Source organism: Nocardioides sp. NPDC000445 (assembly GCF_040300245.1).
GTDB lineage: Bacteria > Actinomycetota > Actinomycetes > Propionibacteriales > Nocardioidaceae > Nocardioides.
Map to the genome: position 1 here is coordinate 69044 of NZ_JBEPDH010000019.1, position 23338 is coordinate 92381.

The following is a 23338-nucleotide window of genomic DNA, read 5'->3' on the forward strand; positions in this document are numbered from 1 at the left end:
CCTGATGCTGATAGCGGAGGAATTGATTCTCCTGGCTCTCGACGACGCCGGAAGGATGCCGCCGAAGGTTCGGACTAGCCGAGCCGCCGCGGTGGTCGTCGGAGGAGCGCTTCTGGCCGAGCTCGCGCTCGATGGTGCCGTCGCGTCCGATAAGCACCTTATGCGGCAGACGATGCTTCGCGCCGTCCCGGACCGGCGGCCGTCGTCGTCGCAACCGTTGCGCGATGCCTTCGACCGCGTCGCGGAAGAGTCCGGAGCGCCGCTGCCGCTTGCTCTGTCCATCGGTGCTGGCAGGTTCGAGCAGTTGGCCGCAGGTTTGGTCTCCCAGGGCCACTTGGCGCGTAAGGAGCACGCCTCCTTCCTCGCCGTCCCCGTGACTTGGCCTGTCGCAGATCGAGAGCGCAAGGACACGCTCCAGCTGCGGGTCATGAGCGAGCTCGTCCGCGACTCCGCGCCCGAGCCACGAACCGGCGTTCTCATCGCCTTCCTGTCCGTGCTGAATGTGGTCGACCAGCTCCCCACGCCCGCCAACGGCAGTCCGACCGCTCTCCGTCGAAGGGCAAAGGCGATCGCGAGAGGTAGTTGGGCGTCCGCAGCCGTCCGGACTGCATTGCGATCGGTTGACAGCGGACGGGGAAATCCACCCCGCGGCGAGAGTCCCACCCAAGGATTCAATGGCGAAGGCGACGCTGGGTGGTGACGTGGCACTGCGCAGCGCCCTCACGCGGCGAGGTCGTAGTCCAGTAGCACATCGCGCAGGATGAGCTCCGCCCGGGACAGCGTTGGCGGGTCCTGTCTCCAGGTATCGGGTGGTGGGCTCGTGTAGATGTGGCCCGTGGGTGTGATCGTGATGATGCTGCCATCTGGTCCTGGTCTGGCCTGCCAGCCGAGGGCTTCCTTGGCCTGGTTGCATCGCTCGCATAGCCCTTGGAGGTTCTCGGTGCTGGTGGTGCCGCCGTCGGCGTGGCGTTGGGCGTGGTCGATGTTGCGGATCGGGGCGTCGCAGCCGTTGGTGCGGCAGATCCCGCCGTCGCGGGTGGTGATGAACTCGGCCAGCCCCTCGGGGGCTTTCCTGGAGTGGGATTCCATCGCGACCAGCTGACCGGCGGGGTCGGTGAACAGCCGCCGCACGAATACGTCCGCGTCGTTGAGGGCGTCGCGGGCCCAGGCGGCGGGGACGGGTCCGTAGCCCTCGACCATGGCGGGCTGATCGTTGGTGTTGGCGAGGGAGTCGGCGGTCATCACGATCTTGACCTCGATCCGCGGCTTCGCGCCGGTGGTGCTGCGGCCGGTGATCCGGTCAACGAGCGTGTCGGCCATGACCTGACCCCTAGTGCGCTCGTCCCCGGCAGCCGCGGCAGCCTTGGCGGCCTGATCGAGGGCGGCGAAGACGGCGACGCCGTCCTTGACCGGCAACAGCGCGCCGAGCCAGGTCATCGTGTCCGGTGCCGGCCGCAGACTGACGCGGCGGTCTTTCACGGCGTTCGCGGCCCGGGCGACGACGGAGGCTTGGTCGAGGGTGATGGCGAGCTTCTTGGCGGCGTTCTCGAGCTGCCGCAACCCCATCGACACCGCCCGAGCAGGTTCACCGTCCGGCCCGGGGGCACAAAGTTCGGAGTCGATGACCCGACGGTCATCGAGCGAGAGGCAGGCGGTCTCGCGGGCCAGGATCGTGGCCTGCCATTGGGAGAACCGACCGGCCTTCATCAACGCGAAGGTATGCGGCATCTCCGCGATCAGAACCTTGGCGAGCCCGAGGAGCTTGAAGCCCTTCTCGGGCGAGACCCGCCGCCCCAGCGCAACCTGCAAGGCCACGCCCTCACCGAGTTTGCGGGCGGGCACCCCGGCCTCGGCCTGGCGGACCCGGACCGCTTCATCCAGGCGTACCGCTGCTTCGGCTTGGATGGCTTCGGCGGTGCACTTGACCTCTTCAAGACGCGCGATCCAGTCGACCAGCTCAGCCTCGGACGCACCCGCAGGCGGCCCGGCGAGGAGGCGGTCGATGGTGTCGTACATGGGTCTTATTATATGCGAGCCTGCACCAGGATGCTACCTATTTAAGCAGGTCAAATCCATGTTATGCGGTCAGCGAACAAGTAACGTGAACTCCGCGCCACTCTCTCGCCGCCGCCCCGATACAGGCGAAATCTTTCTCGATCGGGTGCCGAGTCAAGGACCGCGAAGCGGCCGGCGAAGCCGGCGCCCGAAGGGCGTCCTTGACGCGGCGCACGATCGAGAAACACTCAAAGCAAGGGTCGGCGGCGAACCCCGAAACGACGAGCAGTCGCTAAAAGAGCCCTCCTCAGCCCCTCAACGAGCCCAATGTGAGAACGACCGTGTTGGTCGCGGCTCAACCAACAGCCGAGCGGGGCCTCGGTCGCGAACCACGGCCGAGGCCCCGCCTAGTAGCGATCAGGCCGCGGTGCAGGTCGCGGTCGGTGTAGTGGTGTTGCCGCCCGAGTAGAGCGTGATCCCGAACTGGTTGCCGCTGCCGTTCGGTGTGGCGGTGAGCGTTCCCGACGTACCGGAGATGCTCGCGTTCCAGGAGTTCTGCAGGCTCTGGCCCGAGCCGGTGCTGATCCGGACCACCCAGTCATCGGTGCCGCTGACGGTGAACACGGTGTTGAACCGGTCGTTCCAGGACTCGGTCCGGGTGACGCTCACCGTGCAGCTCCCCGCCGGTGGCGTGGACCCGCCGTCCGCGGTGTTGAGCTGGTCGAGGACGTAGCCGTAGGCGAGCTTCTTGTTGCCGGAGCCGTCGAAGAGCAGCGGGGTGTCCGAGGCCCGCCACGAGTCGGTGTCGCGTACGCCCCAGACGGTGATGCCGGTGCAGCGGGTCACAGCCATGCAGGCCTGGGTCACACCGCGGTACTGCTCGGCCTGCGAGGTGCCGGAGCCGGCGATGTCGAGCTCGGTGATCTGTACGTCGACGCCCAGGTCGGCGAAGTTCTGCAGCGTGACGTGGTAGTTGCTCGGCACCGGGTTGCCCGAGTTGAAGTGGGCCTGGAAGCCGACGCAGTCGATGGGTACGCCGCGCGACTTGAAGTCGCGGACCATGTTGTAGACGGCCTGCGTCTTCGCGTGGCTCCAGTTGTCGGTGTTGTAGTCGTTGTAGCAGAGCTTCGCGTTCGGGTCGGCGGAGCGGGCGGCGCGGAAGGCGGCCTCGATCCAGTCGTTGCCGGTGCGCTGCAGGTTGGAGTTGCGGCGGGCGCCGGAGGAGCCGTCCTCGAAGGCCTCGTTCACCACGTCCCAGGCGTAGATCTTGCCGCGGTAGTGGCCGGCGACCCCGGCGATGTGATTGAGCATCGCGCTGCGAAGCGCGCTGCCCTCCATGTTCTGCATCCAGCCCGGCTGCTGGGAGTGCCAGGCCAGCGCGTGCCCGCGGACCCGCTTGCCGTTCTGGATCGCCCAGTTGGCGATCTGGTCGCCGGCAGAGAAGCTGAACTGGTTCGGCGACGGCTCGGTCGCGTCCATCTTCATCTCGTTCTCGGCGGTGATCATGTTGAACTCGCGGTTCGCGATGGTCGTGTACTGCGAGTCGGACATCCGACTCGCGGCGATGGCGGTGCCGAAGTAGCGGCCGGACTCGGCCGCGGCTGCCTGCAGGGTGGAGCCGTCGGCCCGAGCGGGTCCGGCGACGGCAGTGATGGCGATGCCACTGGTGATCACCAGGGCGGCGAGCGTGGTGAAGGCGGCGGTTCCTCGGGCCTTCATGGCGTGCAGGGGTCTGACACGAACTCGGGTCATCATCGATCCTGTTCTCCCGGAATGAAAGGTGGTCGGTGGTACCTCAGAGCTCGCGCGAACTCGCTGGAAAACGTTATCGACATCGTTTTATAGCGTCAATAGATTCAGCCGAATTGGCGTGACTTACCTCACACAGGATTCCTGTTTCCGCCCGCCCGGCAGCGAGACCGCAGTGTCATGACACGCTGTGACACGTGCCCTTCACCCACCGCATCGCGACCCACGAAGACATCCCGGCCCTGACGGAGATCATGAACGTGTCGATCGGAGAGCTCCAGAAGGGATTCCTGACCGCGGCCCAGATCACCTCGAGCCGAACGGTGATGGGCATCGACACCCAGCTGATCGAGGACGGCACCTATTTCGTGGTCGAGGAGGACGACCAGATCGCCGGCTGCGGCGGCTGGAGCAGGAGGGCGACGCTCTACGGCGGCGACCACACCCCGGGCCGCGAGCCGAAGCTCCTCGACCCGAAGACGGACCCGGCCAGGGTCCGGGCGATGTACACCAACCCGGCCTTCGCCCGACGCGGCGTGGGCCGGCTGATCCTGGACCTCTGCGAGCGCGCCGCATCAGCGGAGGGCTTCACCACGCTCGAGCTGATGGGCACCCTCTCCGGCGAGCCGCTCTACACCGCGTACGGCTTCGAACCGGTCGAGCGGATCACCGATGACCGTGGCGGCGCACCCGTCCCGCTGGTCCGGATGCGGAAGAGCATCTGAGCCGGCGACCGGCCCTATCCGCCGAGGCGCTCCACCTCGGCGGCTGCGGAGACGCGAGCAGCGGCGGCCTCCGCGACCGCGTGCTCGGCGGAGTCGCGGGCGTCCTCCGCCTCGGTGAGCTCGTCGTCGACGTCGGCGGCGGTCGACTCCAGATCCGCCAGCCGTCGGCGTAGCTCGTCGATCTCCGACTTCACCTGGAGCGACCTCGCCTCGACATCCTTGAAGGCCGACATCGCCTTGTCGCGCTGCTCCTCCGCACCGGAGAGCGCGGACTCGGCCTCCGTGAGCGCCTCCCGGGCCTCGTCGAGGGCGGCGGTGTCGGGCAGGTCCGGGACGGCCCGCAGCGGCTCCCGAGGAGGCGGGACGACCTCGGGGACCTCGAAGCCCAGGGCGTCCGGAAGAGCGACGGCGGACGCCGTGTTCACGGCGTCGACCCCGGTGGCGGCCAGTGCGGAGACGAGCAGGCCGCTGCGTACGGCCTGAGCGGCGGACTCGTCGATCATGGCCGCGGTCAAGGTGGCCTCGACCTGGGTCGCGACCGCCTCGGTCACCCGGAGACCGTGCTCGCGCGCCAGCCCGCGGGCACGGGTCGTCACCGCCGCGGTCAGCTGGCGGCGCTGCTTGGTGAGCTCTCGCAGCTGAGCGGCGTCCATGCCCGTCTGTGCCTCGCGCAGCAGGGCGCCGACCGAGATCACCTGCTCCACCTGCTCGGTCTCGTAGCGCACCAGCAGGTTCACCACCCACGCCGCGGTCGAGGGCTTCTTCAGCGCCTTGACCGGACCCGCCAGCGGCGTGCCCTTCAGGCTCTTGACCCGCGCGTCGCGCTCCGGCGTGAAGTCGGCCAGCGGCAGCCCGTAGAGCTCGGCCGCGATGTCGAGCAGCTCGGTGGCAGGTTCGTCGCTCATGTCCGCCATCTCAGCACGTCGGCGACTACCGCGTCAGCAACCACTCGTCGTACTCGGCGGCCTGTCGCTTGTGGAGCTCGCGCAGCGCGTCCTCCTCAGCACCCAGGAACGACAGCCCGATACCGCCCAGGGCTGCGCGCCACTCCTCGAAGTTCCGCAGCTCACGCGTCGACGCCCCGGATCCGGTCCGCGTGTGCCGGATCGAGCGAACGGTGTCGGCACCCGTCGCGCCACGCCGCTGCACGACGAGCTTGCGAGTGAAGTCGCCCTCGGGCGGCGTGGAGAGCCGCAGGTGCGACGCCTTGATCGCGTCCTGCGCAACGTCGCCGCGGACGAAGCTCCCGTTGAACGAACCGTGGGGATCGTGGTGAAAGGTCCACCCCGACTCCCCCACCCGCGCCAGCCGGTAGACGAAGCCGGCCTGCCGGAAATGCCCGTCGACCAGCGGCAACGGGTCACGGAAGCCGTCCCCGTAGCCCACGTCGGCAGCCCACCGGCCAGCCGGGTTCGATGAGGTCGGCAGTCCACGGACCTCGATCGCCAGGTGGTCCAAGGTCCCCGAAGGACCGGTCGCCTCGAGCATCTGGCCGAAGCGGCGTACGACGTCGAAACCGAGCTCCTCAAGCACCAGCGAGAAGACCCCGTTGTTGTGGAAGCAGTAGCCCGCATTGCCTCCGGCCGCGACCCGCTCCAGCGTCACCTCGGGGTCCACCGGGTCCGGCGCCCCCACGGCCCCGATGGCGGCGAGCATGATCGAGAGGTTGTCGTAGGGAAGCGTGTCGAGATGGCGGTGATGAAGATCGACGAGCGTCTCGTACGTCGCCTCCGGCCGCCCTTCGATGCCGAGCCGTCGCAGATAGCCCTCGATCATCGCTCATACCTCCCGTGCCTGTGGACCAGCGGGTCAGCGTCGTCACCGACCTCGAGCGACACGATCTCGCAGGTCGCCAGAGCAGACCAGCCGATTTCCTGCATCGACACCAGGCGTACGCCTGCCCAGGTCGGCGCATCGGCGAGGCGACGGCCGAACTCGGTCGTCTCCCACGACCCGAGCCGGAACGCGCCGCCGGGAGCGGGGGCGGTGCCCCCGAACGCCTCGGCCAGGTCGCGATGGCGCCAGTGGAGCAGCGACACGACCCCCACGCCGGTCTCCTCGAGCTCGTCGCGGAGGTCCGAGTCGGGATCGAGCAGGCCGAGGACGGCTCCGGGCGACCCGTTGGCCACCATCAGCGACGAGACCGTCAGCCCCGCCCAGGAATCGGCGGAGCCTGAGGTCCACAGCGACACCCGCCCACCCAGACGACCGCGCAACCGGCGTACCGGATCCTCCGGCGTCGGGAACGGGTGGGACGAGTGGATCGTCAGGCTACATCCTTGGTAGGTCCAGTCTTGGTCGGCCCGGAGGACTTCTTCGCGGGCTTCTTGCCCTCGGCCAGCTTCTTGGCCTCGGTGGCGTACATGTCGACGTACTCCTGGCCGGAGAGCTTCAGGATCTCGTAGACGATCTCGTCGGTGATCGCGCGCAGGATGTAGCGATCGTTGGTCATGCCCTCGTAGCGCGAGAAGTCCAGCGGCTTGCCGTAGATGACCCGCGGGTGCACGATCTTGCCGAACTTCTTGCCCGGAGGCGCGATCACATCGGTGCCGATCACGGCGACGGGGATCACGGGCGCACCGGTGTCCAGAGCCAGCCTGGCGATGCCGGTACGTCCCCGGTAGAGCTTGCCGTCGTGGGAGCGGGTGCCCTCGGGGTAGATCCCGAAGAGCTCGCCCTCGGCCAGGACCCGCTTGGCGGCGATGAGCGCCCCTTCGGCGGCGGTGGCCCCACCGCGGTCGATCGGCACATTGCCGGTTCCCGAGAAGAAGACCCTCTGCAGGAAGCCCTTGGGGCCCGTTCCGGTGAAGTACTCCGCCTTGGCCACGAAACGCACCATCCGCTTCATCCCGAGCGGCATGAACAGCCAGTCGGCGTAGGAGAGGTGGTTGCTGGCCATGATCGCCGGGCCCTTGCGCGGGATGTTCTCCGTGCCCTCATAGGACGGACGGAAAACCGCTCGAAGGAGGGGCCCGATCGCCACCCACTTCAAGAACGAGTAGAAGAGCTTCGTCGACACCCCATCGCCTTCCCTAATTGCCTTCGACCGATGAGCCTATAACGAGACAGGTACTTCGACTCCCGCACCCTGTCATGGGATCCGGCTAGGCTTGAGGAGTGAGTGACCGAGACGACCGGCCCGAGGACGCGACCGGGGCCCCAGACGACGCCTCCGTGCCCTCGGAGAGCCAGCCGTCGGACGACGAAGCATGGCGCGAGATCGTCGAGAACTACGGCGACCGCCCCGCCCTCGAGGAGGAGCCCGTCGCCCGCGATCTCTTCGAGAAGAAGATCGACATCGTCGAGACCGTCGACGAGCCGGACGCCTATGACGACATGTGGCGCGACGACGAGGAGGGCTACGTCCCGCCGCCTCCGCCGCCGCTCCCGAAGCCGACCCCGGCGCGCCTGCTCGCCTGGATCGGAGTGCTCGGCGCACCGGTCGCCGTGCTGGTCCTGATCGTGGTCACCCAGGTCACAGGCCGGCACTTCAACAGCTGGGTCATCGGTGGCCTGGTCGCGGCCTTCCTGGCCGGCTTCGTCTACCTGCTCGCGACCATGCCGTCCGAGCCCCGCGACCCCTGGGACGACGGCGCTCGCGTCTAGCTCTGGCTCTGGCTCGAGGTGAGGCGGCGAGCCAGGATGCTCGCCCCCACCACGCCCGCCTCCGCGCCGAAGGCGGTCGCGACGATCGGCGGCACCTCGCGGTGCAGGCGGCCGACGAGCGAGCCGTCCAGCGCCGTGCGCGCCGGTGCCAGCAGCAGGTCGCCCGCGGTGGAGACTCCCCCGCCGACCACCAACAGCTCGGGGTCGAAGGCGGCCACGAGGCCGGCCATCCCGACTCCCAGCCACGATCCCACCGACTCGTACGCAGCCAGCGCGAGCGCGTCGCCACGGGCCGCGGCGGCGGTGACCGCCGGGCCGGTGATCTTGAGCGGGTCGCCGGCGGCCAGCTCGTCGAGCGCCCCGCCGGCGTGCTCCTCGGTCTCCACGCGGGCGCGCACGAAGGCGACCAGCGCGTTGCCGGAGGAGTACTGCTCCCAGCAGCCGGTGAGACCGCACTCGCACGGGAGCCCGCCGGGCACGACCTGCATGTGTCCGAACTCCCCGGCCATGCCGTTGCGACCGCGCACGATCTTGCCGTCCAGGATCACGGCGCCGCCGATGCCGGTGCCGAGGGTGATGAGCAGGGCCGAGTCGACACCACGGGCCGCACCGAGCTCCAGCTCGGCCAGCGCAGCGCAGTTGGCGTCGTTGTCGAGCGCCACCCGGGTGCCCCATCGCGAGGAGAGCCGGCTCAGAGTCGGCTCGCCTCGCCAGGGCAGGTGGGGAGCGAACATGACCCGCTCCCCGGCCGCGTCCACGAACCCCGCGGCGGCCAGGCCGACGCCGGCGACGGGCCGGCCGGCGGCCACCTCGGTGACCGCCTCGGTCAGCGCGTCCTCCACCAGCTCGAGCTCGACCCGGCGTCCGGGCGTGCTGCGCTGGGCGGTGCGGAGCACCTCACCATCCGGTGAGACCTCTGCCGCGAGCACCTTGGTGCCGCCGATGTCGACACCGATGTGCAGGCTCACTGGTGCTGGCTCACTTGCGAGCCAGGTCCGCAGCGCCGATCAACCCTGCCTGGTTGCCGAGCGTCGCCTTGCGTACGTCGAGCATCGGCCGGTGTCCGCGGCCGGTCAGCTGAGCCTGGAAGGCGCGCCGAGCAGGCCCGAGCAGCAGGTCGTCGGCCTCGGCCACTCCCCCACCGATGGCCACCACGGCCGGGTCCAGCACGGCAGCGATCGAGGCGATCCCCTCGCCGAGCCAGATGCCGAGGTCGGTCAGCGCCTCGATCGCGAAGGCGTCCCCGTCTCGGGCCGCCTCGGTGATCAGCGGGCCCTTGATCTTGTCGAGGTCACCCTCGGCCCGGTCCAGGACCTCGCGGGCCAGTAGGGACCCACCGCGCGCGGCGGAGCGGACGTTGCGCACCAGGGCCGACCCCGAGGCGTACTGCTCCCAGCAGCCGCGGTTGCCGCAGCCGCACAGGTGGCCGTTGGGCACGACCCGCATGTGGCCGATCTCGGCGCCGACGCCGAAGGCGCCGCGGTAGAGCTCGCCCTCGAGCACCAGGCCGCCGCCGACGCCGGTGCCGACGGTCACCAGCATCATGTTGTCGACCTCGGCGCCCGCGCCGTACTCGAACTCGCCCCACGCAGCAGCGTTGGCGTCGTTCTCGATCACGACCGGCAGCTCGAGGACCTTCTCCAGGCGCTCCTTGAGCGGTACGTCGCGCCAGGCGATGTTGGGCGCGAACATGACCGTCGAGCGGCCCTTGTCGATGTAGCCCGCGGCACCGATGCCGACGCACTCGATCGGGTGGCGGGTCTTGAGCTCCAGGACCACCTCGACGATGGCGGCCTCGATGGCCTCCGGGCTCTTCGCCGGCGACTCGACGCGGTGGTCCTCGATGATGTTGCCGTCATGGTCGACGACGCCGCCGAGGATCTTGGTGCCACCGACGTCGACACCACAGGCGAGCTTCTTCGTCGTCGTCATGACTCAGCTCCAGCCGTCGAGATCGATCCGCTCGACCTTCTCGGAGCGCTGCGCCCAGTCCCGGGTCGCATCTTCCTCAGCCCGCACGCCATCACTGTGAGCATCCTCGCCTTCACTAGGGCCAGCACCCGGACTCGTGGCCGCCGCGTTGAGCACCGTGACTGCGGCCTGCATCAACGAAGCGGCAGCGCTGGCCAGGTGCACCTTGACCTCCGGGCTCGACTCCCGGAGGACATGTACGGTACGGCACAGCGGGCAGTAGGCACACTCCGGTGCCCCGGTATCGAGATGCTCTCCGACCGCCTCGGTGAAGTGGCCGATCCGGGAGTCCTTGGCCCACTCGCCGATGGCCTCCATCAGCCGGCCGAGCTCCTCGGCGGTCGACCCCAACGGCTCGTCCGCCCACTCGTGGCGCTGCTCGCTCACGATCACTCGCTCTCGGTGTTCGTCGTCTGACGAGAAAACGTTACTCGCAGCTCCCCGCCCTCGACCCGCGCCCCGCTGACGCGCATCCGGGCAAGCGCGGCGGGAAGGGTCAGCAGGCGCCGGTAGGCGCCCACGGTGATCGCCAGCTCGTCGCCGTTGCGGCCCAGCTGCACCTGGTCGCGCTCGACCCACTGAGCCAGCCCGGGCAGCGCCAGATGGACGACCGTGGCCTCGCCGGTGGTCTCGGTGCGGAACGGAGCCGCGGTCTCGGGAACGGCCAGCGGGTCGATGCTGCCGGACCAGGCGTACGCGGCTTCGGCCACCTCGCGGAGGTCGTCGACCCCGACCGGCTCGGTCGGCCGGTAGAACGAGCGCCAGACGGGCAGCCCCTCGAAGGAGGCGCCCACGTCGCCGAGCACGTCGTCCTGGGCCTTGACCCAGCCGGCGCGCCAGTCGTCGGAGCCGCCGGCCGGGAAGATCCGGTTGGCGACCACACCGTCGACGCGGTAGCCGTAGAGGGACAGCGTCGTCCAGGAGCGTCGTGCCTCGGCGAGCACGACCCGCTCGGGGGTCAGCACGATGCGTACGGACGCCTCGGGGCCCGAGAGCAGGGCTCGGACCTCGGCGAGCTCGTCGTGGAGCCGCACCAGGGCGTCGAAGACCGAGTCGCCGGGCATCGGCACACCGGCGGCCTTGGTCAGCACCGGCTTGAGCGCCTTCACCATCTTGCGCTGCACCGGGAGGATGCGCTCGAGATACCAGCCCAGGGCCTCGGGAAGGGCGAGCAGCCGCAGCGTCTCGGCGGTCGGGGCGCAGTCGACCACGATCGTGTCCCACTCCCCCGAGACCGCCATCCGGCGCAGCTCCAGGAGCGCGAAGACCTCCTCGGCCCCCGGGATGATGGTCAGCTCCTCGGCGGCGATCCGGTCCACCCCGATCGTGTCCAGGACGCTCAGCAGGTAGCCCTGCACCTCCGCCCACGACTCCTCGAAGCGGCGCTGGGCGTCGACGTGCTGGACGTAGAGGTGCTCGGTGACCTGGACCGGCTCCGAACCCAGCGCTTTGTCGAGCCCGAACGCATCGCCCAGGGAGTGGGCGGCATCGGTCGAGAGGACCAGGGTGCGCAGGCCGCGGGCCGCGGACATCGCCGCGGTGCCGGCCGAGACGGTCGACTTGCCGACGCCGCCCTTGCCGGTGAAGAGAAGGATTCTCACGAAGGCATGCCCTGCTTCTCGACTCTCTGCTTGAGGCCTCGCAGCGCGGTGTCGATCAGGACCTTCTCGCCCTTGCGCTTGAGCATGCCGATCAACGGGATGCTCAGGTCGAGCGCGAGCCGGTAGGTGACCTCGGTGCGACCGCCGAGGTCGCGCAGCACGTAGGCGCCGTCCATCGACCGCAGCAGGTTGCCCTTGACCAGCGACCAGGTCACCTGGCGGTCGTCGTCCCAGTCGTACGCCAGGGTGTATTCGTCCTTGATCGGCGCGACATCCAGCACGAACCGGACCTGCTCGGCCCGCCCGTCGACCCCGGTCTCGAGGACGCTGACCTCCTGCATGCCCTTGGCCCAGGCCGGATAGGACTTGAAGTCCGCGATCACCGCCATCACTGCCGAGGGCGCGGCCTCGATCACGATCGTCGAGGTGGTCTGATCGGCCATCGGTGGTGTCCTCACTCCCTGACTTGCTAGGTGCCATGGAGCGTACCGGATAGCATCCCGGTGAAATGGTCGGGCTGTGACGGGGGTAACCTCCGGTTCGTACCCACCTACCATCAGTATGCGGAGGCCCTAGTGCGCGAGTTCTCCACGCCCGCGACGTACGTTGTTCCCCCCACCGGCAGTCTGAGCGACGACGTCGTGCGTAACGCCGCCGAGGCACCCGATGCCGCCGTCCTCAGCCGGCCAGGCGCCGACGGCTCCTGGGACGACGTGACGTCGTCCGAGTTCCTCGCTGAGGTCTCGGCGGTCGCCAAGGGACTGATCGCGGCTGGTGTAGGCGCTGGGGACCGGGTCGCGCTGCTCTCGAAGACGCGCTACGAGTGGACGCTGATCGACTACGCGATCTGGTTCGCCGGCGCGACGACGGTGCCGATCTACGAGACCTCCTCCGCCGAGCAGATCGAATGGATCCTCCAGGACTCCGCCGCCGTGGCGATCGTCGCCGAGGACGCCGGCCACATGAGCCGGATCAGCGAGGTCCGCTCGGGCTGCGCCGCGCTCAACAGCGTGTGGTCGATCAACGACAACGCCGTCGACCTGCTGGTCAAGCTCGGCGCCGACATCACCGACGAGCAGCTCGAGGCCCGCCGCAGCGCGGTCACCCCCGACGACGCCGCGACGCTGATCTACACCTCCGGCACCACCGGGCGCCCGAAGGGCTGCGTGCTGACCCACGGCAACTTCATGTTCGAGCTCGGCGTCGTCGTCGACTCGCTCGACGGCCTGTTCAACATCGAGGGCCGCAGCACGCTGCTGTTCCTGCCGCTCGCGCACGTCTTCGCGCGAATCATCCAGATCGGCTGCATCACGTCCCGCACCCGTCTGGGCCACACCCCCGACATCAAGAACCTCGTCGCCGATCTCGGCACCTTCCAGCCGACCTTCGTGCTGGCCGTGCCGCGGGTCTTCGAGAAGGTCTACAACACCGCCTCGCAGAAGGCCGTCGCCGACGGCAAGGGCCGCATCTTCGACATGGCCACCGAGGTCGCCATCGAATACTCCCGGGCCACCGAGACCGGCAAGGCGCCGTTCCTGCTCGCCGCCAAGCACAAGCTGTTCTCCAAGCTCGTCTACGGCAAGCTGCTCGCCGCGCTCGGCGGCAACTGCTCCTACGCGATCTCCGGCGGGGCGCCGCTCGGCGACCGCCTGGGCCACTTCTACCGCGGCATCGGCGTCACCGTCCTGGAGGGCTACGGCCTCACCGAGACGACCGGCGCGCTCACCGTCAACCTGCCCGAGGCGTTCAAGATCGGCACCGTCGGCCGGCCGATCCCCGGCACCTCGGTGCGTGTCGCCGATGACGGCGAGCTGCTCTTCAAGGGCGGCCAGGTGCTGAAGGAGTACTGGCAGAACCCGGCCGCCACCTCGGACGCGAAGACCGAGGACGGCTGGTTCCACTCCGGCGACCTCGGCGAGGTCGACGACGAGGGCTTCGTCAAGATCACCGGCCGCAAGAAGGAGATCCTGGTCACCGCCGGCGGCAAGAACGTCGCCCCGGCCGTCCTCGAGGACCGCCTGCGCGCCCACGTGCTCGTCGACCAGTGCATCGTCGTCGGCGACGGTCAGCCGTTCATCGGCGCGATCGTCACCATCGACCCCGAGGCGCTGCCCACCTGGGCCGAGGCCAACGGCAAGTCCGGCAACATCGAGGACCTCGTCGAGGACGAGGACCTGCGTGCCGTCATCCAGGGCGCCGTCGACGACGCCAACAAGGCGGTCTCCAAGGCCGAGTCGATCCGCAAGTTCGTGATCATCCCCGAGTCCTGGACCGAGGAGGGTGGCCAGCTCACCCCCAGCCTCAAGCTGAAGCGCAACGTGGTCATGCGCGAGTTCAGTCACGAGGTCGAGGCGCTGTACAGCAAGTAAAGCTGTTCTCGTGGCGCCGAGTCGGCGCATCTGACCCCGTGTCTGGCGAAGCGAAGCGAGCCAGCGGGGTCGGATGCGCCGACTCGGCCGTTAATCGAGAACCCGATGAGCGATCGCGATCCGCTGCAAGGTCGTCGGGTGGGAGCCGAACCACCACTGCGACCAGGCCTGCGGTGACGGGTCGGAGAGCGAGCGGGCACCGAGGTCGTGCTGCAGCCGGGTGAACGACTCCAGGTCGCCGGTGGCACGGAGCGCCTCGACGTCGGCGCGGGCCTCGACGTGCCGGCTGAGGCCGTTCTGGATCGGCATCGCCAGCACGCTCGCGAGCGCGAAGACCGCCATCAGCATCGGGACCGCTTCGGGAGTGGCGTACTCGTCCCGGCGCCGGTAGGAGAGCAGCAGGCCGAGCAGACCGACGCCGGCGACCGCGCCGGCGGCACCGATGACCGTGCCGACCAGGACGTCGTCGTGCTTGGCGTGGGCGAGCTCGTGGGCAACGACGGAGAGGACCGCCCCGCGCGCGGCGGCGCCCCGCTGCGAGTCGACGAGGTTGTCGTAGAGGACGACGCGGCGGGTGGAGCCGAAACCGGTGACGTACGCATTGAGGGAGGTCGTACGCCGGGAGGCATCGACCACCAGGACGTCGTCGAGCTCGACGCCCTCACGCTCGGCGATAGCCATCACCTCGGTCCGGAACTGGCCGCGCGGCAGCGACTCGAAGTCGTTGAACAGCGGCTCGATGACGACCGGGTAGATGAACGAGCCGACCACCACCAGAGCAGCGACCAGGGCGGCGGCGACCGCCGGCCACCAACGCCGACCGAGGCGGATGCAGACGAAGAGGGCGAGCAGCGCCACGGAGGTGGTCACGATCGCGACGACCTGGTTCAGCAGCGAGTCGCCCAGCCAGGGCCCCCACGCCTGCCGGGAGAGCCCGTAGCGCATCTGCAGCCGGTGGATGGCCACCCCGAACGGCAGCGTCGCGATCCAGCCGAGGAGCGTGACCACGGCGACGGCGAGCACCACCCGGAGCAGCCATGGTCCGGGCAGCCGCGCCACCAGACGCCGGCCGAGCGAGGTGAACCCGAGCACACAGGCGACGATCAGCGAGACGAGGAGCGAGGCCCGGCTGATCCAGCGGGCGGTGCCGGAGTAGGCCAGCATCCGCTCGAGCTCCTCGGGCGTGAACACGTCTCGCTCGTCGGGCAGGTCGAGCGCGCCACCCGGGTAGGGATGCCATGGGATCAACGCCCAGGCGAGCACCACGAACGCCACCGTCCCGAGGACGAGAACCACCCACGACGTACGTCGCGTCGCACTCACTTCCGCCCCACTCATCGAGCCGAGTCTGACAGATGGGTCCGCCAGCGGGCGGTCAGCTCCTCTTCTCCGAAGCCGAAGCCGGCCTGCAGCGCCTTCTCCAAGCCGATGCCGCGCCCGGTGTCCTCGTAGAGGTCGACCAGGGCCTGCTCGCCGCCGACCTCGGCGAGCACCTCGCAGGCGAGCCAGGCGGCTTCGTACTCGGCGCCGAAGTGCTCCGAGCGGGTGTTGAACTCGGCCTTGCCCGGGAGGTGGTCGGGGGCGCCGTTCTCGCGGACCTGGGCGAGGATCTGGCCGGCGGTCTTGGACAGCGGCAGCTGGGTGTCGCGGAGCGCGACGTAGTCGGCGAAGCCCTCGACCAGCCACATCGGCCGGCGGGTGTTGGTCGCGGCGTCGGTGGCCGCGTGGGTGGCCTCGTGGGTGATGACGATCTGGGCGCCGGGGGCGTCGAGGTCGCCGATGACGCCCTGGTTGACCCACACGTGCAGCGGGGTCCCGGCCTTCGTGGACCCGTCGACGGTCGCGGTCACCGCCGCGACGGCGGCGTAGGTCCCCGGCTGCGCGCCGAGCGCGGAGTCGAGGCCGTTCGCGGGCACCTCGAGGACCAGGAGCGGGTTCTTCCAGGGGATCACCTTGCGGACCCCGGCGACGGCGGTGGTGGCCAGCTCGGCGTAGCGGTCGGCTACGTCGGCGGAGGCCTGGGCGACCACGAGGGTGGAGCCGGTGCGGCGCACCTCGACCGGGCCGCTGAGCCACAGCGGCAGCCGGGTGCCCTGGGCCGCCGAGAACCCGGTGATCGCGCCCTCGGCGTCGAAGCCGACCTTCAGCTCCTCGGTCAATGCCGGGTCGCCGGGGCTGCGCCAGGACATCTCGACGTCGGCCGTCCAGGAGCCGTCCGGCTCCACGTTGCCCGACTCGGCGACGTACCTCGCGGTGACGTCCCCGAGGCCGATGGCCCGGGCGTTGCGCACCGCCACCGAGGCCGCGTCCTCTCCCTCGGGCTCCGCCCCGTCGCGTACGCCGTCGACCAGGGCATCGAGCGAGGCCCGGGCACCCTCGGTGTCGGCGCGCACGACCGGCGCGCTGCTCGGGGTCGGGGCGACGTACTCGCCGCCGCCGGTGAGCCGCCAGCCGACGAACCCGGCGAGCAGCATCACCAGCACCAGCGCGGCCCCGATCAGGGCCGGGCGAGAAAGAAGAGAGCCGACCGTTCGCACCTGCGAACGATCGGCCTCTTCGGGGTGCTGGGTCAAACTCAACCCGGGCGGACGGCGCCCGTGTAGGGCATCTCGTCCATCGGGGAGACCTTCACACCGGTGCTCGGGTTGGACGCGTGCACGATCATGCCGTTGCCGATGTAGATGCCGACGTGGCTGATCGGGCTGTAGTAGAAGACCAGGTCACCGGGGGCGAGCTGGTCGCGGGAGACCTGGGGTCCGCTGCTGTACTGCGCCGAGGAGGAGTGCGGGAGCGAGACGCCGGCCTGGCCCCAGGCACCCATGGTGAGGCCGGAGCAGTCCCACGACTCGGTGCCGGTGGCGCCGTAGACGTAGGCGTCGCCGACCTGGGCGAGGGCGTAGTCGACGGCCACCTTGGCGCGACCCGAGGGCGGCGGCAGGTTGGAGGGGATGCTGGTGTCGGTGGACTGGAACTCCTCCAGCTCATCGGCCTCCAGCTCGTCGAGCTCGGCCTGGGCCGCCTCGTACTTCTTGTCGATCTCGCTCTTCTTCTGCTGCATGGTCGTCTTGATCTTGGCCATCTGGGACTTGGCGTCCTCGGTGGCCTCGCGACGAACCTGGAGGGCCTCCGCCTCGGTGTTGTACCGGGCGAGGAGGTCGGCCTGCAGCGCGTTGTAGGACGAGACGGTGGAGAGACCGGCGAGGAACTCCTGGGGGTCCTCGGAGGTGATCACCTGGCCGACGGCAGAGACGTCGGAGCCCTCGAACTGCCGCAGCACGGAGTCACGGAGCTCGGCGCGGATCTTGTCGAGCTCCTTGCTCTGACGCTTCTCGTCGGAGTTGAGGTCCTCGAGCTGGTCCTTGAGGTCCTGCAGCCGCAGCTTGGCGTTGCTGTAGTCCTCGTTGGCCGCCTCGGCCTGGGTGTAGAGCTTGTCGACCTTCTTGCGAACGTCGTCGATGTCAGGGTCTGCCTGGGCGGGGGTCGCTGCGGGAATGATCCCGGCGACTCCGATGGCGGCGATGCCGGCTGCTCCGGCAATGAGTCGCTTCCGGTCGCGTGTCACGAGCGGACGGTCTCCTTGTGTGTAGTCGTTGACGCCTACCGAGTGAGCTGACGGGTTCAGGCACGACCTGCCTTACCACCGCTCCTCGATCTGGTCTCCCAGATCGCCCTTGCGGCGGATACACCCCAGATGATCGGTGTGGTTCCCCGGCTCCTGGCCCGCCCCGAAGCGGGCCTGGACTAAGCGCGACACTCGCGTGGGCCGGTTGACCCACTTCCACGAGCGCCAAGTTCCTGCGCACACTAGCCGACGGCATCCCCCACCTGCCAACCACCCACGCCCAAAAGTTCGGCTACATCCCTTCCACCATGCGCAGCGGCGGGACCAGGCCTCCTTCGGCCAGCACGTCGAGCGCCCGGCGCTCGTCGTCCTCGATGGTCAGCTCCGGCGGTGGCCCCAGAAGCACGGTGACCACGCAGTCGTGGCACGCCAAACCGCGCACGAGGCAGGTGTCACAGTCGATTCTCGTCGTCATGTGAGTGACGGTCTCACCGAGCACCGACATTTTTGCTTTCGTCCGGTTGCGTCCGGCGTGTCATCACCATCGCAGCACGGTATTCGACGCGGCGATCGCGGACCGGGTCCCTACACTTGGCACATGGAGGTCTCCGCGTACGCGACGCTCCCCGACACGGTCCGGGGACGCATCGTCGCGCTCACGGCCGGGGTGCTTCCCGACGTGGTGCGCCTGCCGCCCGCGCTCAAGCGGATCGCCGACTTCGCGCCCGCCAGGCGGGCCAAGGCCGGCGGCGCGATGATCGCCTCGGTGCTCGAGAGCGACGACGAGGTCCGGGAGAAGGTCGGCAGCCAGCTGCGACCGGCGTACGTCTCCGAGGGCTCCGCCGACGACGTGGTCCTCCCCGAGGATCCGGCCGAGGCGGCCGCGGTCGTCTGGCTCGTCCGCCCCGACGGCTGGGAGGTCTCGCTCAAGGAGGCCCTGGACCGGCTGGAGGCCGCCGCGGTGCCGGTGGTCGACGCCGAGGTGGCACGGCTGCGCGCCAAGCTCGCCGCCGCCGAGGACGAGCTCCGCGAGGTGCGTGCCGACCGCAAGGCCCGCCTCGACGACCTCAAGGCCGACAACACCGCCCTGCGACGCAAGCTCGGCGAGGCCCGGGCTGCCGCACGTGAGGCCGGGACCGGGCTGGACGAGGCCCTGACCGAGGCCCGCACGGCGCTCGCCCGCGCCGAGGACGAGCTCGCCGCCCGCGACCGCCAGCTGCGGCAGCTCCGCAGCCAGATCGACAAGCTGGAGCGCGAGGCCGCGGCCGAGCGGCGTACGTCCAAGACGGACCGCGAGGACGCCTCGCTGCGCGCCCGGTTCCTGCTCGACACGCTGCTCGACGCGGCCGGGGGTCTGCGTCGCGAGCTGGCGCTGCCGCCGGTCACCGGCACCCCGGGCGAGCGGGTGGAGGCCGAGCTGGCCTCCGCCGACGCCGCCGCCGGTGCCGGGGTCACCAGCAGCGCCCACCTCGAGCAGTTCCTGGCGATGCCGCGGGTCCGGCTGATCGTCGACGGCTACAACGTCTCCAAGGCGCTGTGGCCCGACTCGGCGCTCGATGCCCAACGGCTGCGGCTGCTGCGGGCGATCGCGCCGATCGCCGCCCGCACCGGCGCCGAGACGACCGTCGTCTTCGACGCCCACTCCGCATCCGTACGTCCGACCGCGGTGCCTCCGCGCGGCGTCAAGGTCCTCTTCTCCCCCGAGGGCGTCATCGCCGACGACGTCATCCGCGACCTCGTCGACGCCGAGCCCGCCGGCCGCGTCATCCTGGTCGCCACCGACGATGCCGAGGTCGTCAAGGACGTACGCCGCGCCGGCGCCCGCACCGTCCCGCTCTCCTCGCTCTCGCCACTGCTCGGTTGATCCTGCAGGCTTCCTGCGCCACACCGGCCTGATTCGATAGGTTCTCCCGACGTTCGAATCATCGGGAGTGGGAGACCAGCGCGTGCGGCACACCCTCAGCGCGATCGCCAGGATGATCCTGTGCGCCGCGGGATTCGTGATGTCCATCTACGGCAGCGTCCAGCTCAATGCCCTCAAGTCGCCGGGATTCCGCGAGCTGCTGCACGAGTCGAGCTTCTGGGTCGCGGCCGTCGGCGGCCTGATGACCGCGATCGCGTTCGAGGCGATGCGACGAGCGCAGGTCCCTGCGGCTCCCGCTCCGCAGCCCACCGAGCCCGTCACTCCCGTCACGCCCGTCACACCCGTGACCCCCGATGAGCCCGCGAAGGACGAGCGGGACGAGCGACCCGCCGATCAGGCCGACAAGCTGAGCCTCGTCGAGGTCGTCGGTCTCGCCGCGGGCGGCGTGATCGGATCGGGCTGGCTCCTGGCCGTTCCCACCCTTCACGAGAGCCTCGGCGAGGCCGCGCTCCTCGGCTGGGCCGCCGGCGGCCTGCTCATGCTCACCATCGCGGTCGTGATGGTCGAGTTCGGGCTCATCTCCCAGCGCACCGGCGGACTGCTGTTCCATCCGCACGACGCCTTCGGGCCGCTGGTGGTGATCATCCTCGCGGCGTCGCTGTGGATCTCGTACGCCATCAACCCGGCCGCCCAGGCGGCCGCGGCCGTCAACGGGCTGGCCGAGATCGTCCCCGCCCTGGCCGGCGACGGCGGGCTCACCGGGATCGGGTCGACCCTGGCGGTGCTGGTGACCGCCGCGATCATCGCCTTCGTCCTGCTGCCCCGACGTCTCGTCCTGCGTACCAACGCGGCCCTGACGCTGCTCAAGATCGCCATCCCGGTGATCTTCGTGGTGTTCCTGGCGCTCGCGGCACCGGGCCGGCCCACGGCTCCGGGCACCGCGGCCGGGCCCACCACGACCGGCGTGCTCAGCGCGCTGATCACCAGCGGGGTGATCTACGCCTACATCGGCTTCCAGGCTCCCCTGGACGTGACCGGCGAGGTCCGTGGCGGCCGTCGCGAGGTGGCCAGGCGGGTGCGCTGGGCGGTCTACGGCACGGTCGTCGGCTCGTTCCTGCTCTACTCCTCCCTCCAGCTGGTCTACGCCGAGCACATGGCCGGCTCCGGGGCCGAGCACGGCACCTCCTACGCTCGCCTGACCGACGCGGCCACGCTGGCCGGGGCGCCGCTCGACTGGCTGGTCGTGCTGATCCGGATCGCCGCGATCCTGGCCCCGATCGGCTCAGGCATCGTGTTCACCTACGCCCTCAGTCGCGAGGTCTACGCACTGAGCGCGGAGAGGTACGTCCCCAGCGGCCTGCACGAGCCGCGGGCATCACGGCTCCCCGGCCGCACCAGCGACTCCTTCTGGCTGATCCTGCTCGTCAACCTGGTGCTCGCGCTGGTCGTCCTGGTAGCGGTGGGCGGCGACTGGCAGACCCTGGCCGTGCTCAACACCATCCCGATCCTGATCCTGTACGCGGTCACCTGCGTCGTCCTGGCCGTGCGCTCCGACCTGCTCGGGACGGGTGCCCAGCGGCTGCTCCCGTTCGCGGCGTACGCGGCCTTCGTCGTCATCGCGCTGGTCGTCAACGAGTCCGCGTGGGACCGGGTGTGGAAGGGCGTGGCGGTGATCGGCTGGGGATCGCTCGTCCTGCTCGTGCTCCCCTGGCTCCATCATCTCCGGGTCCCCGGCCTGGGCTGGTACGACGCGAAGAACCACGGCGCGCGCCTGGTCTCTCGCGACCCGGCGAACCGTCCGTTCGTCGTGCTCGCGCTCTACCTGGTCGCGCTGACGCTGCTGAGCGCCGTGCGCCACCGGATCGACGACGACTCCGTGTGGAGCGTGTGGAGCCTGCGCGCGCTGGTGATGATCGTCGCCTCGGGCGCGTTCGTCCTCCTCGTCGGTGCCGGGCGGCGCTACCTCAGGCAGACCCGGCTCACGACGACCCGGACCTGACCCACTCGGCCTCCTCCTCCTGGCCGGCCGCGACCAGGGTCTCCACGACGGCATCGACCCGGGCCCGGTCCTGCCACCGCCCCACCGAGCGGCGCAGGACCCCGGCGCGACTCGCCTCCGGGTAGCGGTGCAGGCGCAGCCGGGTGGTGATGCCGACGATGTCGGCGGGGGTGACGCTCTGCGCCTGGTCGAGATAGCGGATCAGCAGCCGGTCGGCCGTGCCGGCGAGCTCCTTGCGCCGGAGCTGGTGGGCGGTCTCCGCGATCGTCGGCCCGGCGCCACGGCGGTTGATCGCCTCGTCGGCGAGATGGTGCCAGGACGTACGCACCGCGTCGGTGAAGCCGGCCTCCTCGAGGGCGACGAGGCACTCGGCGTACCAGGCGACGTACGTCTCCTCGGTCGGCGCCGGGTAGACGAGCAGATCCTCGGCCAGCCTCCAGCCGACGTCGGCGGCGACGGCCGAGCGGCCCCGCCTCCCGACCCGGGAGGGCACGTGGCCGAGCAGACCCACGATCTCCTCGGCCGGGCGGAGCCTGACCAGCGTCGCGGCCTGCCGGCGAAGGTCCTCCCCCAGCGTCCTGCCGTGCCCGTCGGCCAGATACCCGGCGACACCCTCCACGACCGCGGATCCCATCGGCGCGCGGTCCGCGCCCTCCGGGGTGAGCACCCAGTGGAGAAGTTTCCGGGTGGTGTCGGCGGACGGCTGCGCCCACGACCACCGGTCGAGGAAGTCGCCGAGCCGCTCGATGTGGCCGCTGTGGGCGATCGCACGGACGAGCATCGCCGCCTGGGCCTCGTCGCCCTCCTCCATGAGGGTCTCGCAGATGCGTTTGAGGTTCATCGGCGTCGCGTCACCGGCCATGGCCGCCAGGAGGCTGTCGCGGCCGGGTCCCCGGCTTCCCCGCAGCAGCAGCACCACGTGCTCGCGCGCCTCCTCGGCGTTCTCGCTGCCGTCGAGGCGCAGCTTGAACCAGTCCTCGAGCACGCGTCCGCCCGGGCACAGCTCCCAGAACGCCGCGACGAGATCCTGCTGCTGGGCTGGACCCGGCGCCCGGCCGAGGTCACCGATCGCGCCGAGGGTTCGCCAGAGCAGGTCCAGGGCGATCTCACGCAGCCTCGGGCTGGCGTACAGCGCGACGTAGAGCAGGGCCTTGTCGAGGTTCGAGCGACCGCTGGCAGGGGCCGCGAACTGCTTCACCGTGTCGTTGACCAGGTCCGGCGCCCCGAGCAGGTGCAGAGCCCGGAGGAACCGGGCGATGTCGGGGACGGTCCGCTGACGGAGCACGTCGTGGATCACGGCGTGGGCGATGGAGGCGTCGTGCTCGTTCTCGATCGCGAGCCGGGCCGCGTCCTCGGGCGGGCGGTGCAGCGCGGCGGCCGCGATCAGGATCACGGGGTCCGCGGCGGACTCCAGCGAGGTCGCCAGGGCGGCCAGATCACCGTCCGCGAGCCGGCCGTAGGCGTGCAGCGCCTGGACCGCGATCGCCGGATGGCCCTGCGTACGCAGCTCCGCGAGCCAGGCCACGAACCGGTCGACGCCTTGGGCGGAGACCCTGGCGAAGGCGTTGTCGATCAGCTTCTGGGTGTTGAGGACCTCGTCGGCCTGGGCGCCGTCGAGGACGGTGACGTACTCGACCAGGCCGGCAAGATCGCCGGTCAGCGTGTCGAGCACACGTTCGTTGAACCGCAGCGCCGCGGTCTGTCCGTCCTCGCTCAGCAGCGTCCGTGCCTGCTCGCCGGCCTCGGCCGGCTCGACCTGCAACGAGCCCGAGCGAGCGAACCAGCGCGCCCAGGGACGGTCCTCATTACCGGACGCCGCCCCCTCGATGCCGCTGTTTCTCCCTGCGATCGCCCACACCTCCCCTGTCAGGTGCGCCACACCCTAGTGGCGAAGGAC

The 23338-nt window shown here is 70.1% G+C and carries 22 protein-coding genes and 1 riboswitch; of the genes, 6 read left to right on the plus strand and 16 right to left on the minus strand.

What is annotated here, in order from left to right:
* Nucleotides 1-4: 4 nt before the first annotated feature.
* On the plus strand, nucleotides 5-700 hold the full coding sequence (locus tag ABT304_RS23285; protein WP_350718964.1) for a GOLPH3/VPS74 family protein: 696 nt from the start codon (nucleotides 5-7) through the stop codon (nucleotides 698-700).
* A 20-nt stretch (nucleotides 701-720) separates the two neighbouring features.
* On the opposite strand, the gene ABT304_RS23290 is transcribed toward ABT304_RS23285, so the two are convergent.
* Nucleotides 721-2016 carry an HNH endonuclease gene (locus ABT304_RS23290; protein ID WP_350718861.1) on the minus strand — a complete coding sequence of 432 codons (1296 nt, stop codon included), beginning with the start codon at nucleotides 2014-2016 and terminating at the stop codon, nucleotides 721-723.
* Nucleotides 2017-2412: 396 nt separating this feature from the next.
* Nucleotides 2413-3747 carry a glycoside hydrolase family 10 protein gene (locus ABT304_RS23295; protein ID WP_350718863.1) on the minus strand — a complete coding sequence of 445 codons (1335 nt, stop codon included), beginning with the start codon at nucleotides 3745-3747 and terminating at the stop codon, nucleotides 2413-2415.
* Nucleotides 3748-3941: 194 nt separating this feature from the next.
* Between ABT304_RS23295 and ABT304_RS23300 the strand changes: the two genes are divergently transcribed.
* Nucleotides 3942-4469 carry a GNAT family N-acetyltransferase gene (locus ABT304_RS23300; protein ID WP_350718865.1) on the plus strand — a complete coding sequence of 176 codons (528 nt, stop codon included), beginning with the start codon at nucleotides 3942-3944 and terminating at the stop codon, nucleotides 4467-4469.
* Nucleotides 4470-4483: 14 nt separating this feature from the next.
* On the opposite strand, the gene ABT304_RS23305 is transcribed toward ABT304_RS23300, so the two are convergent.
* The 4 genes from ABT304_RS23305 to ABT304_RS23320 are packed head-to-tail and all read right to left on the minus strand — an operon-like array spanning nucleotide 4484 to nucleotide 7488.
* Nucleotides 4484-5374, minus strand: coding sequence for a coiled-coil domain-containing protein (locus ABT304_RS23305; protein ID WP_350718867.1), 891 nt, complete (start codon nucleotides 5372-5374; stop codon nucleotides 4484-4486).
* A 25-nt stretch (nucleotides 5375-5399) separates the two neighbouring features.
* Nucleotides 5400-6245 (minus strand): arylamine N-acetyltransferase family protein, encoded by an 846-nt coding sequence (locus tag ABT304_RS23310; protein WP_350718869.1) that lies wholly within the window; start codon nucleotides 6243-6245, stop codon nucleotides 5400-5402.
* A complete protein-coding gene (locus tag ABT304_RS23315; RefSeq protein ID WP_350718871.1) occupies nucleotides 6242-6685 on the minus strand; it encodes a flavin reductase family protein in 444 nt (147 codons plus the stop codon). Before ABT304_RS23315 ends, ABT304_RS23310 begins: the two co-directional genes overlap by 4 nt.
* A 50-nt stretch (nucleotides 6686-6735) precedes the next feature.
* Nucleotides 6736-7488, minus strand: coding sequence for a lysophospholipid acyltransferase family protein (locus tag ABT304_RS23320; RefSeq protein WP_350718872.1), 753 nt, complete (start codon nucleotides 7486-7488; stop codon nucleotides 6736-6738).
* A 98-nt stretch (nucleotides 7489-7586) separates the two neighbouring features.
* Here ABT304_RS23320 and ABT304_RS23325 point away from each other — a divergent pair, with 98 nt between their 5' ends.
* Nucleotides 7587-8075, plus strand: coding sequence for a hypothetical protein (locus ABT304_RS23325; RefSeq protein WP_350718874.1), 489 nt, complete (start codon nucleotides 7587-7589; stop codon nucleotides 8073-8075).
* Here ABT304_RS23325 and ABT304_RS23330 read toward each other — a convergent pair.
* Genes ABT304_RS23330 through ABT304_RS23350 form a run of 5 tightly spaced genes read right to left on the minus strand, consistent with a single transcriptional unit; the run spans nucleotide 8072 to nucleotide 12090 of the window.
* Nucleotides 8072-9043 carry an ROK family protein gene (locus tag ABT304_RS23330; protein WP_350718876.1) on the minus strand — a complete coding sequence of 324 codons (972 nt, stop codon included), beginning with the start codon at nucleotides 9041-9043 and terminating at the stop codon, nucleotides 8072-8074. The genes ABT304_RS23325 and ABT304_RS23330 overlap by 4 nt on opposite strands.
* 10 nt (nucleotides 9044-9053) lie before the next feature.
* The gene (locus tag ABT304_RS23335) at nucleotides 9054-10007 is read right to left on the minus strand and encodes an ROK family glucokinase (protein WP_350661499.1); all 954 of its coding nucleotides are present in this window, start codon (nucleotides 10005-10007) and stop codon (nucleotides 9054-9056) included.
* A gap of 3 nt (nucleotides 10008-10010) precedes the next feature.
* Nucleotides 10011-10433 (minus strand): DUF5304 family protein, encoded by a 423-nt coding sequence (locus ABT304_RS23340; protein ID WP_160024370.1) that lies wholly within the window; start codon nucleotides 10431-10433, stop codon nucleotides 10011-10013.
* A 2-nt stretch (nucleotides 10434-10435) separates the two neighbouring features.
* The gene (locus ABT304_RS23345; RefSeq protein WP_350718877.1) at nucleotides 10436-11647 is read right to left on the minus strand and encodes an ArsA family ATPase; all 1212 of its coding nucleotides are present in this window, start codon (nucleotides 11645-11647) and stop codon (nucleotides 10436-10438) included.
* Complete coding sequence (locus tag ABT304_RS23350; protein WP_160024372.1) at nucleotides 11644-12090, minus strand: SRPBCC family protein; 447 nt, start codon at nucleotides 12088-12090, stop codon at nucleotides 11644-11646. The genes ABT304_RS23345 and ABT304_RS23350 overlap by 4 nt, the downstream gene beginning before the upstream one ends.
* Nucleotides 12091-12222: 132 nt before the next feature.
* On the opposite strand from ABT304_RS23350, the gene ABT304_RS23355 reads away from it, so the two are divergent.
* On the plus strand, nucleotides 12223-14016 hold the full coding sequence (locus ABT304_RS23355; protein ID WP_350718879.1) for an AMP-dependent synthetase/ligase: 1794 nt from the start codon (nucleotides 12223-12225) through the stop codon (nucleotides 14014-14016).
* A 90-nt stretch (nucleotides 14017-14106) separates the two neighbouring features.
* Here ABT304_RS23355 and ABT304_RS23360 read toward each other — a convergent pair whose 3' ends face one another.
* From ABT304_RS23360 to ABT304_RS23375, 4 genes are all read right to left on the minus strand, one after another.
* Nucleotides 14107-15354, minus strand: a complete 1248-nt coding sequence (locus ABT304_RS23360; protein WP_350718881.1) for a M48 family metallopeptidase — start codon at nucleotides 15352-15354, stop codon at nucleotides 14107-14109.
* Nucleotides 15351-16553 (minus strand): hypothetical protein, encoded by a 1203-nt coding sequence (locus ABT304_RS23365; protein WP_350718882.1) that lies wholly within the window; start codon nucleotides 16551-16553, stop codon nucleotides 15351-15353. The genes ABT304_RS23360 and ABT304_RS23365 overlap by 4 nt, the downstream gene beginning before the upstream one ends.
* Nucleotides 16554-16591: 38 nt before the next feature.
* Nucleotides 16592-17578, minus strand: a complete 987-nt coding sequence (locus tag ABT304_RS23370; protein ID WP_160024376.1) for a C40 family peptidase — start codon at nucleotides 17576-17578, stop codon at nucleotides 16592-16594.
* Nucleotides 17579-17595: 17 nt separating this feature from the next.
* Nucleotides 17596-17774: riboswitch (cyclic di-AMP (ydaO/yuaA leader) on the minus strand.
* Between the two features lie 96 nt (nucleotides 17775-17870).
* On the minus strand, nucleotides 17871-18053 hold the full coding sequence (locus ABT304_RS23375) for a hypothetical protein (protein ID WP_091049976.1): 183 nt from the start codon (nucleotides 18051-18053) through the stop codon (nucleotides 17871-17873).
* 123 nt (nucleotides 18054-18176) lie between these two features.
* Here ABT304_RS23375 and ABT304_RS23380 point away from each other — a divergent pair, with 123 nt between their 5' ends.
* Nucleotides 18177-19442, plus strand: a complete 1266-nt coding sequence (locus ABT304_RS23380) for an NYN domain-containing protein (RefSeq protein ID WP_350718884.1) — start codon at nucleotides 18177-18179, stop codon at nucleotides 19440-19442.
* A gap of 82 nt (nucleotides 19443-19524) precedes the next feature.
* On the plus strand, nucleotides 19525-21441 hold the full coding sequence (locus ABT304_RS23385; protein ID WP_350718886.1) for an APC family permease: 1917 nt from the start codon (nucleotides 19525-19527) through the stop codon (nucleotides 21439-21441).
* Here ABT304_RS23385 and ABT304_RS23390 read toward each other — a convergent pair.
* A complete protein-coding gene (locus tag ABT304_RS23390) occupies nucleotides 21422-23320 on the minus strand; it encodes a hypothetical protein (protein WP_350718888.1) in 1899 nt (632 codons plus the stop codon). The two genes, ABT304_RS23385 and ABT304_RS23390, sit on opposite strands and share 20 nt — an antisense overlap.
* Nucleotides 23321-23338 lie beyond the last annotated feature (18 nt).